This is a genomic window from Gilliamella sp. B14384G12 (assembly GCF_016101825.1).
Taxonomy (GTDB): Bacteria; Pseudomonadota; Gammaproteobacteria; order Enterobacterales; family Orbaceae; genus Gilliamella; species Gilliamella apicola_N.
Map to the genome: position 1 here is coordinate 34,411 of NZ_JACFPU010000004.1, position 12,525 is coordinate 46,935.

The following is a 12,525-nucleotide window of genomic DNA, read 5'->3' on the forward strand; positions in this document are numbered from 1 at the left end:
TGGCGGAATAGTCAATGAAGTTAATCTTAGTGATAGTATTGAAATTTTTACTATCCCTTGATTAATTACTTTCTTTATTAGGAACAGATATCGTCATCAAATCTGGTGATTGTCCGATTGCAAAACGATCAGGACGGTACATAGATTCAACATAAGGATAAGGAATCATGTAATTACCAGTTGTTACCGCTCTAACTAAATAAGCAACACGTTTATGATATTTTTGGCGTTCCTTATAATTTTGGATATTAACAGCAGCAACATATCTATCATCTCTAAATTCCTGATATTTAAGTTGACTTACATCATCATCTTTCAATAAATCAGATACACCAGGAATTGATGATAAATTCACGCTACTATTTGAAAGATTCTGATTTTCAAGTTCTAACCCAGCTGGTAAGTAATCAACAATCAATGCATCATGAACAGGTTCTTTTGATGTTACATCTAAAATCACAACCATCATGGAACCCACTTCTAATTGGGATGGATTTATTTCGTTGCCATGTAGATCGTAATAGGTTCGGGTAATATTGAAAAAACCATCTTTCGATGTTGGTGCCGGTGGCGTTTTTCCATACCCAGAAAGCGAGAATTTAGCATAAAGTGGTCTATCATGTTCTGAATTATTGATAGATAACCCTTGACTTAAGGCTTCATAATTATAGGAATGAGAATAGACAGAATTAACCTCAACAACACTATCATTTATTGCCAGTTTAAATTTATCATCTTTTTTATGTTGCTCTAATGACCAACCAGCAATAAATAATGAATTTAACTCCTGAGTTGAGTAATAACGTTTATTTTTTAATAATTCTGATAAATTAACTAAATAACTGGCTTGATTTTTTGTGGCCATATCGTTTTCTATCAATAACGATAGAATTAATGCTTGATCACGAACCTCGCTACCATAATTACCCCGCCATGTACTGTAATCATATGGAGTAGTGAAAATTAATGGTAATAATTTATCATAAACAGATGTCAAACCATTCAACTTTGCACTTACGGCTAATTGTGCCAAAGGTAACGGGCTATAGATAAATGATTTATCCTTACTGACCTTATCCGATAAATAATTAATCTCATTACGCATCGCTGAGGTAATCTTATTTTGTTTGGACAGTATCATCAACGCATAGGCTTTAATAGAGAATTTTCTAAATTCAAGTGCATTTTCATCCCTATAATAATAAAGATTATTAAATGCAGAAGTATCATAAATATATTGACCAAGACGCGACATTGCTGCATCAAGAGCTTTATCATTTACCTGATAACCTCGCTCTTTAGCTTGCAATAAAAAGTCCGTAGCATAAACAGTAAGCCAATGTTCTTCTTCGCTATGATTACTCCATAAACCAAAACTACCATTACTACGTTGCATTGATAAAATCCGTGAAATGCCTTTTTGAATTTTTTCTCGGCGCTTATCATCAGAATCCGTTTTAATACCTAACTGTGCAAGCTGTTCACTGTTAGCATATAAAGATGGGAATAATCCACTGGTTGTCTGTTCTAAACAGCCATAAGGATAGGCAAATAAACTTTTGATATATTGAGCGATATTCAGTGGTGGTTGATTAGAGATAACCAATTGCCCTTCAATGGTATTTTCAACCAGTCCCATTAACGCTTCGTCAGGTAATTTCCAACTGTTCTTTTCATCTAACACTACTTCAAAATATCTTGTAGTTGCAGCATAGGCTGGTCTTACACCGATAGCCCATGAACGATGAATATCAAAATCTGAATTATCATCGATAACAATCCCTTTCACATCTATATTTACAGTACCTTTACCATAACCATAATCTGCGACAACAGGAATTTGAATAATATTTTTTTGTTTGCTATCAAGTCTGACAGGAATAGATTTTACATCATTTTGATGAATCAACCCCGTTGTTGATACTTCAACTTGCATATTTTGAGTCGTATCAGTCAAATTATGAAGATCTAATGCTAATACTGCTTGATCTCCCCCAGATAAAAAGCGCGGAGTTGTTAATTCGGCAATAACAGGAGCAGCAACTTTCATCGTTTTTTCTGCTTTACCAAAACGATTGTCATCCCATGCTTGCGCCATGATGCGCAATTCACCATTAAAATTAGGTAATGGTAAATCAATAACACCCTCACCTTGGTCATTTAACTGAATGGTTTTCAATTGTTGAGCAACAATAAGAACTTCATTAGACGGTTTTTTTCCGCCAGCGCCCATCGCATCACCACCAAAACTCATGTTAACATTACGCCCTGAAGCCTCAATTAACTTACCATAAACATCAAAAATATCGACATCATAACGTTTACGCCCTAAAAATCCAGCATAAGGATCTGGCGTAACATAATCAGTAATATTTAATACACCAGAATCAACAGCTGAAACTAACACTGTGACTTTTTTATCTTTTTGGATAAATTTTTCATCCATTTTGATTTTAATTGGCACAGTACTTTCTGGTTTCACTTGTTTTGGTGCATTTATTGAAATATTTAAATGGCGATTTGTTGTATCAGTAGGTAAATAAAGTAAACCAATTGCTCGTTTTACTGTTTGTACGGCAGCATTAGTTGATGGACGGATTATCATGGCATTAATATAAATATCATGTCTTCCCCAATCTTTAATTGGTATATCGACATCTAAACCTTTTTCGCCAACAGTAATTGCTTTTTTCCAAATGATACCATCATTCGTTTCAAGAGAGATATAACCAGAGCCTGCAACTGGGGCTTGAACGTTGACTTTAGCCACATCACCGACATTATAAAATGGTTTATCAATACTTAATTTAACTTGATCGGGACGTACTGATTTCGTACCACGTGTATTATCCTCCCAATCATAACCTGACCAAAAGCGAAAGCTTGTCACTACTTTAGACTCGTCATCGATCACTTCAACACGATAAGATCCATAATCACTGGTTAAATAGCTTATTTTAGTCGTACTATCCTTTTCAATTGATAGCTGATCTTCCGAAATAACAATCTCACTGGAATTATGATTAAGTTGCCAGCCATCTTCACTTGACCAAGTCCAATAATATTCACGACGTTCACGAATCAATCTTGTTTTTAAGGAGTTTGTCGCCAGTTTGTTACCGTCTAGATCAACATAAGCAATTTCAAATTCCGCATTAGTCCCTATATCAACGGTAGGACGCTCATAATAATTATCAGTATTCCAATCATAATAAGGTGAATCGCCAATCAATGCTCGGATAGCTGGTACTTGATTAGCAGGCCAAATGGTTTGAGTTGCATAACGTGTAACCGGTCTACCTCCTGAATCGAGTAAACTCGCTTGTAAAACTACTTTCACTGGAGAACGTAAATTTGCCCAATTACTCCTTTTAATATGAAGCTGGGTTAAGCCATCATTATCTAATGTTTCTTCAAAAGAACCAAGTTCACTATAAAGACTACCATCTGTCACTGAACCAATTTTGAAATCGGCTAATCCGGTAATGGAGTCAACTTTCTTTAAATAAACATTAGCGTTTAGGCGATTATCTGATGCTGGTGCACCATACAAATACCAACCTTTGATATCAAAGTTAACATCTTCATCGTTTAATATTGGACCGTCTGACGAACTGGTTATTTCCATCGCCATACGTTCTGGCAAAAATTCTTCCACGTTGAAATACCAATAACGATAAATATCATCACCTAAATTAAAACGAATTGACCATTTACCTGTTGCCGCATCAGATGGAATGACAAAATTTGCCTGATATAAACCATTGGTATTAGCACTGCTTTTTAATTGAAAATTTTTAACTACACGCCCATCAGTTGAAATCGCATCGGCAATAATTGGTTGATCAGTCAATGGTTGCCCATCCGCATCACGCAATAATGCATTAAAATAGACGGTTTCATCTGGACGATAAAGATCTCGTGGACCAAAAACAAATAATTGTGCATGCGAATAAGGTGTACCTGATAAATCGAATTCAGTCAAATTAAGGGCATTTCGATCTACATATATAAATGAAGTTTGTTTTCCATCATTGGCTAGCAATATCCAATTGTCATCATGGGTATTCATAGAAAATTCAGCATAACCATCTTTATCTGTTTTTTCCGAAACACTACAATCGTCGTCTTTTATTGTTACATAACGACAAGATATTTCGATATTTGCAAGAGGTTTACCATTATCTAAACCATGAGCCATAACCGAAAATCTATGGTTGTTGTAGTTATGAACTGAAACACCAATATTACTTATTGAAAATAGGGTTGCTGGATTTGATTCATTGTAAGTTCCGGCTTCATTCATCACCGCAACATAAACACCTTCTTGTTTAAGTTCACTAATTTTAGAAAGATTGACTAAAACAGTTTCTTGGGCATTAGGTTTAGGATTAAGATCAAAACGTGACGAGTAAACTAAATCAGCATAACTATTGAGTTCTTCAGAGCGCCAAGCATATAGCATATTAATAAAGCCAAATTTATCAAAGAAATCACTTAGTTTTTCTGGCTTAATTTTAAAAAAGTTTATGTCGACCTTATTAATGTTCAATGTCGTCACAGGTAATCCACTCATGGACTTACTCGGTAATAATAATCCAGTACTTGCAAAATTTACTAATGGCTGACGATCCCGAGTGGTTAATTCTTTTTCATAAACTGATTGTAAACTCTTGTTATTAATCGCCGTTAACATTTTATCAATGGTTAAATCTAATTTACGATTTGGTGCAAGATAACGATGTCTTAATTCCAAACCATTATCAGACAACTCCCAGTCACCATCGACAACACCCGTTTCCTTGTCAACTAATCTCAGTAAATTTGAAAAATTTAATTTAGGAAGAAGTGGAACAGAAAAAGTCACGACTAAAGTACTTGATCCATCAATAATCATCTCCGAACAATCAAGAATTTCAAGTTTTTTATCTTTATATTTTTCGATTAATTCTGGTGTTGGATTAAATACATTATGCAATTGCGAATTAACACTCGAGTTTTGAGTTGTGCTATTTTTTTGATTAGCGGTTATATTTGTCGTTAGCTCGTTGTTTTTTGCTTGTGCACATAGCGTTAAAAACAAACCCAACATAGCTAAGTGTTTAGTTAATCTCATGATTTCACCCAATTCCTTTTATTTCACTAAATGTTGTGACTATTTTTGGTCAATATTATGCACTGTCACCAAACGTTTAGCAAAATATCTTTACAAACAAATTGAATTTTTAAGTAAGCAATCAAATTTTTGAAAGAATCGTTGATCTGGGTTTATTGGAAAGTAGTATTACTGACATTTAGAACATATTGTGTTATCAATAAGTTCTAAATGTTAGATGATTTCAGAATTATTAAGCAAAAGCTGGCTGATTTATTACTTTTTTGCAGTTAATTTTTTTAAGATAAAATTCAAAATAATTCCATATAATGGTAAAAAGAATAAACCACAAATTAAAATTTTAAAACTATAATCCATTAACGAAATTTCACCCCAATGATTAGCCATAAATTCATCACTACTTTTGTAAAAGGCAATAGCAAAAAATACAATAGTATCAATACCATTACCAAAGATTGCTGAAGCTGAAGGTGCTACCCACCAAAATTGATTTTTTCTTAAATAGTTAAAAACAGTAATATCCATTAATTGCCCAACTAAATAAGCTGCAAAACTGGCTAATGCTATGCGAAAAACAAAGTTATTAAATTGGGTCAATGCTGACCAACCTACCCAGTGGGTTTCGAAAAATAGAACCGAAATCAGATATGAAAACAGTAAAGCGGGAATCATAACCACAAAGATAATTTTTCTTGCCAAACTGGCACCAAAAATACGGATAGTTAAATCAGTAGTTAAAAAAATAAATGGAAATGTAAAGGCTCCCCAAGTAGTATGAAATCCAAAAATATCAAATGGAATTTGCACCAAATAGTTACTGGAAGCAATAACAATAATATGAAAAAAAGCTAACCAACCTAGTGCTTTATGCTTTTGCTGTCGAGTAAATTGTTTTTCAATCAATTGTGAATGAACGTTCAAATACATATTTGTTTCCTTTTTTAATGGGGTGAGAGAACCCAGATAAATATTTTTTAAGTTTTGGCCAGATATTCTTGTAGACCTTTATCACGCAGCATACAACTTGGACATTTACCGCATCCCCCTTCTACACCGTAATAACAGGTATGAGTATTTTGACGAACATAATCAAGATAACCCAATTTATCAGCCATTTCCCATGTTTGAGCTTTAGTAAGATACATCAACGGGGTTTTAATATTAAACGCATAATCCATCGCTAAATTCATAGATACATTCATGGATTTAATAAAAATATCACGACAATCTGGATAACCACTAAAATCTGTTTCACATACGCCGATAATAATATCTTGAATATCTTGCTGTTTGGCATAACAACCAGCTAACAATAAAAACAGCATATTACGACCATCGACAAACGTATTTGGATAATCGCCATCTTGTGCAGCTTTAATTTCTTGTGAATCGTCAATCAAAGCGTTATTGGTCGTCTGTTTAATAACCGATGTATCAATTACGGTTTGCTTGACACCTAAATCTTCAGCAATCCATTTAGCTTTATCTAATTCAATACTATGACGTTGACCATATTGGAAGCTGATAGTTTCAACATTTTCAAGTCCATAATCGGCAATGGCTTGTAATAAACACGTAGTCGAATCTTGCCCGCCAGAAAATATCACGAGTGCTTTACGATTTTTCATTAAAAAATTCCTGTCAGATTGAACAAATTAGCGATTATCGACTTTTTCAGGATAAAGATCATGATTCGCTAAACGATTGAGCGCAATTTGCTCCCACCGAGTATCAGCTTTACCATAATTGGCATAAGGATCAATTGAAATACCTCCACGTGGTGTGAATTTACCCCACACTTCAATGTATTTAGGATCCATTAATTTGATCAGATCTTTCATAATGATATTGATGCAATCTTCATGGTAATCACCATGATTACGAAAGCTAAACAGGTATAGCTTAAGAGATTTGCTTTCAACCATTTTGATGTTAGGCACATAAGAAATATAAATTGTGGCAAAATCAGGTTGCCCAGTAATAGGACAAAGACTGGTAAATTCCGGACAATTAAATTTAACAAAATAATCATTACCGGGATGTTTATTATCAAAAGTTTCCAGAATTTCTGGACTATAGGTTGTTGGATAGCGAACAGACTGATCGCCTAATAATGTAACGTTACTCATAATTTTCCTTAGTTTTTTAGCGTGGGAGGTTCACGAACCACGAGACAAACCGTACACATTACTCTTTTTTACAAAAAAAGTCTAGAATATCGTTCTTAACCCTTGTGATTAAACATATGACTTGTGAACGAATGTAATAGTTAACTGTAAAAACTAGCCAATATTTCTTTAAAAAATTAACTGTCTAATCAAATTTTATAAAGAAAAAGAAGTTACTTTATTTTCACTAATGTTTATGTGCATCACTCTACCTTGTTTATCAAAAAAATAATATTCATTACCGATAGAAGAACACGACACAATTGTTGATGATTGCCAATCAATCGTTATATGTTTGCGATTAGTATAGGGATGATAAAGATTAATTTCATAACCTGTTTCATCTATTCGTTGAATGACTAAAGCTATAAGTTCGCCTGTAGATAATATAATTAAATTATCAAATTGTTTTTTCTCGATTTGTAATTGAAACTCGAAATCATTGTTATAGTGAGATTTAAATTGTACGCGTTTAGTCGATTCAATATATTCAACTTTTAAGATCTTGTGATTATGACCCATTATTAACCTGTCATAATACCCATCAATTACCAATCGTTTTGTTAAACTATAGTCAGGTAAACAATAATACAAAATTTCATCTTTTTTCTCAGCGTTGTGGGTTAAAACCATTATTTCATGATTTTTAATCACCAACTTATTTATCACATTAGGATAAAGATCGATTCGCCGTACCACAGATAATTTATGACTAATATCAATAAGTTCAAGGCAATTATTTCTAATGATAGCCCAATTTATACCATCAAACTCAAAGGAGCATAATTGGAAGTTAACAACGCCTAGATCGATTGTTTTCTTGGTACTTAAATCAAGTTTATGAATGCGGTAGTAATTATCTTGTTTAGCCAAAGCTAAAATTTGCAATCGATTCGAAGATACGACAAACTTATCAGCAACAATCATAAAATGATCAAGTTGCTTGCCTTTATTATCCACTCTTATAATCCCTGCTTCACCTAATGCAAGCAAATATTGATTATTGATTAGCGGGATCATGTCATAAATTGCTCGATGGCCTTTGTGCGGACTCTGATAATGATCCAAATGATATTGCATTAATAAAGATTTATGCCTAACCAGTTTTAATGAAGAGATAGGCAGATCTATCTGTAATGTTCTATCTTCAGTAAGAGTAATTAATTTTGCAATTTTAGCTTTAGTTAACTCATTAGGATAAGTAATGGCATCAACAATTATCTCGTTGATCATCATTCGTAATAAATCTTGCAATTTTTGAATATTTTGCTGATTTTTTAAAATTTCATTAGCCAGCTCTAATCTTACTCGATAATGAGCTTGTTCAGTTTTTATCTCAATCAAAGTTCTTTCAAGTTTTATTATCGAATTAGGTATTAAAATAAGACGCTTTACGATCGCTTTAGCATCGTATATATCCAGGTTATTAAACCACTGTTCAGCAAGATAACGATATTCCGAGAGTGACCAAATTACATCAATTGCAGCTAACCAATCTGCTTTTTCTGCTAAAGTCTTAGCCCAATAAAGTTTTAATTTATTGGCTATCTCAAAGTGTTGTTTTTCAAGCATCAAAATTACAGCTTCAAAGGCATTATCGCGTCTGGCCAACATAACCGCTATATCCCATTCATTTGCCAAACAACAAAGTTTTATACATAATTGAGTTTTAGCATTCCTTGCAATTGCTAACTCCATGGCTTGTTTATATCGGTTGTGTTGTTCTAAAAATTCTATTCCTTCTTCTAAATGATTGAGCAGTTCTACTAAAACAAAAACCGCTTCTTCTATTTTGTTTTGTTTGGCTAACGTATCAAAGCTTTGTCGATATAGTTTTTTCAAGTATTTAAGTTTTTCAGAATCAAGATAAATTGAGGATGAATCACCATAAACGCAATCACTTATCGACAGTTTATTTCGTGGTTTGGGTGTACCATAGTTTTTTTCGATTGAATTTTTCTCATTATTGATCGGAAGAGCGTAACGCAAGGCATTTAACAAATCACCTTTCTCAAACTTTTTAATCATTGTTTCAATGTAGTTACTCTGTCGAAAAGAAAACAAATGACTTAATTTTGAAAATAATGATAAAAAAGAATGGCTGTTAAGCAGTGATTTTTTTTTATAATGAGAGGGAGATGACAAAGATGAGTGATTAACTTGTGGTAACTCATTGGCATTAATACTGTAAGAAAATGATTTTTTTAACATGCCATCAAGTAAATCTTCTTTTTTTTCTTCTGAAAAGATTCGATTTAGCATTTTTATGGTTTTAATAAAAATAACAAAAATACTCACATGAAAAAAGCTTACTATTATAAAAATAAATATTTTATAGAGATTTTTACCAAGTGAAGTATTAAATGAAGATATTTTTAGAGAATAAATAACATACAATGCTATCAGCAATATTGAAGGAATAACTACTGCTAAAATAATATGACTTTTTTTAATGAGTTTTTCTTGAGACAAATGATTATTTTGTTCATCAATTTCTTTATCTTGATTAACTATCTTATTACTATCAATAAATTGTAATTTTCGAGGACTTGGCACAGGTATCTTGCCATCAAATATTTGTTCAAAGGATCGACTCTCTAAACTGAATTCTGGTAGTTCATTTTGGACAATATTTATTAAATAACGATTGGTTTCATACAATTGATATTCACTAAGATCAACCCAATTAGCGGGATCGATATTGATGGCATCTTCACAACGATAACATTGAATATCATTACCCATAACAATGACCAAATCATAGTTAATTATTTTGGAACTCAGTTTTTTGGGGAGTTGCATAGAACTGAGGATCCCGTTATCTAAAATTAATGGCCAACCAAGTAAAGTATCACAATTCACAGTTTTTGCCGATGGAAACTTAAGTAAATCACCATGTTCAAATTGATAAATTGAGCATCCTAAAAACCATGATTTTATTAAAAGACGTTGACGCTGCTCGCGATCAAACCACTGCGTTGGAAACCATATTCCCGCTACATTTTGAACGCCTTTTAAGGTTGGTTCTGGGATAAAAAAAGCTTTTCCTTTCATATCATTAATCAGCTTTATGCAATTTCAATCTTATTGATTGTGTTTTCAAAGAATATAAAATCAATTCCCCGTTATCCATAATAACTGAAAACGATTGAGCCAATGAGTTATAATGATAGAGAACAATTTTATATGATGATTTGAAACAAACATCAATTTTATGATTGAGATAATCAAACAATGCTACTTGTTTTTTATCTTTATCAATTATTAAAAAATTAATTTTATCTTCATGATTATCATAGAAAAAACCAAAAACCTGCCATTCTAAGGGGGTTGTTACTTCAACATAGCTGTTTTCATCAACAAATACTTGCCATTGATGCTCAAAACCAACAGCTAAATGACCGAATCCAGTCAACCATAAATTTTCGGATGAAATAAAATATTGCAAATTTTCATTAATTTTTTTAATGCTTAAATAATAGGATAAATGATTTAATGCATAACCTGTAATGCAAAACTGTTCTTGATCATCTTGGTAAATATAACAGGCCTGTTTTTCACTCAGTTTGAACAATGCCATTACATTTTTGGCTATTTCTCGTTGAGAATTAAGGATATCACCATAATAATTTATCCAATACACAGAATAAAGTGATTGATGATCGTCTATGTATAACAGTTTTGGATCATGATCGCCATATAGATATAGGAAATAAGATAATTGATTGATAGCATTAATGTTGATCTCTTCCGATAACTCTCTTTTTGGGATATTTGATCCCCATAAATAATATTTTTGATTTTCTTGATACAAGGCTACGATATGTTTTCCTTGAATATCTAAACCCAGTACATGAGATTTTAAAGAATAATTTTTGACACGAAATACCTGTCTTTGAGACAAGACATCATTAATAGTAATAAAACAAATTTTGTTATTTTCACTATTAAATACTAAAACGTGGTTACTATTAGGTGAAATATCAAGATGTAAGTTAGCATTTAAAGGAAGATACGATTGTTCATTAATAACAGCGTAATTACTACCAGACTCAAATAGTCCAGATAACATCTTTGCACAAATGACTTCATTGGGTAATTTTAACTCAAAATGTTTTGATATTTTGTTATTAGTCATATCAACGGATAAGTTTGTAAATTTACCTATTAATCTATTTATCGATATTTTATGCGTAGCAAAATCAACTTTTGAAAAATTATTCCCAATTATCCAGCACTCATCATAAAGTAATTCAGACTGTTTTAAATAATCTTTCCAATAATCAAGATGTTTAGTATCGAGGCAATTCATAGTACGATTTTTTAATAATAACTTTAGGTCTTCAATACCTGAAAATAAAATCAATTCTGAGTTAGATTGTAAGATGCCCCAATAAAATTGGCTATTAAGGTTATGAGCACGGATATCAAATAATATCATCAAAATTAGATGTGCCACACGAGGCATACCCAATTGTAGTAATCCACAATCAAACAAAGCGATAATCACTCCATTCGCTTTTGGTTTTTCATATGCTGGCGTTAAAAAAAGATGCTCATTATTGGCTGCTCGGCGAATAAATTCATCAGGTTCTTCTTGAGCAATTAACCATTCAGTTGTTAACAAATGTTCATATTTTCCTCGCTTTTGCAAATCGCTTGAATCTGATGATAGTTGTTTACTGCATCGACTTTCGCTGATTGAACCTATAAAAAGATTAAATTGCAAAAGTAAATCAGCAATAATCGGTTGTAAGTTCTCATCAAACCTTGATAACCAATGTTGCCAAGCTTGAAATGGTTTGGGTAGTGGTTTATAAGGCATATTGAATAAACTCTTTAGTTAAAGGCCAGCTAAAACTTAATGGAATGATAGCCTGCGGACGATCCCATAACAGGACATGCTTATGCTCAAATTTATTCGCTATAGCATCGGCTAGAAGTAAAGAAGGAACGGAGGGTTTGGCATGACATGGTAGCCAAAGTAAAGGTGTCTGGTTGTCAACCATAGCATATTGCACACCATCAACCCAAGGTAATTGAGAGGACGGACCGATGATAATAATAAAATGGTTACCTTTGATAAATTGAAATTTAGTTAAATCGAATTTATCTAAATTTTTTGAAAGATGAGTAAGTAAGTGTTTAACCGTTTCATGCCAAGCAACAACCGCGATAGGGGTTATTGCTTCATCATCATTGGGTTGCCAATGCCAGTTAATAACAATCTTGTTGTTCATA

General features: G+C 32.7%; 7 protein-coding genes and 1 riboswitch. All 7 genes read right to left on the reverse strand.

Features of this window, described 5'->3' with window-relative positions; genetic code table 11:
- Positions 1 to 61 precede the first annotated feature (61 nt).
- On the reverse strand, positions 62 to 5,116 hold the full coding sequence (locus H3S73_RS06025; protein ID WP_198236116.1) for an alpha-2-macroglobulin: 5,055 nt from the start codon (positions 5,114 to 5,116) through the stop codon (positions 62 to 64).
- A 255-nt stretch (positions 5,117 to 5,371) separates the two neighbouring features.
- The gene (locus H3S73_RS06030; protein ID WP_198236117.1) at positions 5,372 to 6,043 is read right to left on the reverse strand and encodes a 7-cyano-7-deazaguanine/7-aminomethyl-7-deazaguanine transporter; all 672 of its coding nucleotides are present in this window, start codon (positions 6,041 to 6,043) and stop codon (positions 5,372 to 5,374) included.
- 47 nt (positions 6,044 to 6,090) lie between these two features.
- On the reverse strand, positions 6,091 to 6,744 hold the full coding sequence (queC, locus tag H3S73_RS06035) for a 7-cyano-7-deazaguanine synthase QueC (protein WP_039126151.1): 654 nt from the start codon (positions 6,742 to 6,744) through the stop codon (positions 6,091 to 6,093).
- A gap of 27 nt (positions 6,745 to 6,771) precedes the next feature.
- The gene (gene queF / locus H3S73_RS06040) at positions 6,772 to 7,245 is read right to left on the reverse strand and encodes a preQ(1) synthase (RefSeq protein WP_039126153.1); all 474 of its coding nucleotides are present in this window, start codon (positions 7,243 to 7,245) and stop codon (positions 6,772 to 6,774) included.
- A gap of 2 nt (positions 7,246 to 7,247) precedes the next feature.
- Positions 7,248 to 7,292, reverse strand: a riboswitch (PreQ1 riboswitch).
- 148 nt (positions 7,293 to 7,440) lie between these two features.
- Positions 7,441 to 10,338: a bpX6 domain-containing protein gene (locus tag H3S73_RS06045; protein ID WP_198236118.1), complete on the reverse strand. Its 2,898-nt coding sequence runs from the start codon at positions 10,336 to 10,338 to the stop codon at positions 7,441 to 7,443.
- Between the two features lie 4 nt (positions 10,339 to 10,342).
- On the reverse strand, positions 10,343 to 12,109 hold the full coding sequence (locus H3S73_RS06050; RefSeq protein WP_198236119.1) for a hypothetical protein: 1,767 nt from the start codon (positions 12,107 to 12,109) through the stop codon (positions 10,343 to 10,345).
- Complete coding sequence (locus H3S73_RS06055; protein ID WP_144092285.1) at positions 12,099 to 12,524, reverse strand: hypothetical protein; 426 nt, start codon at positions 12,522 to 12,524, stop codon at positions 12,099 to 12,101. The genes H3S73_RS06050 and H3S73_RS06055 overlap by 11 nt, the downstream gene beginning before the upstream one ends.
- Between the last annotated feature and the right edge of the window lies 1 nt (position 12,525).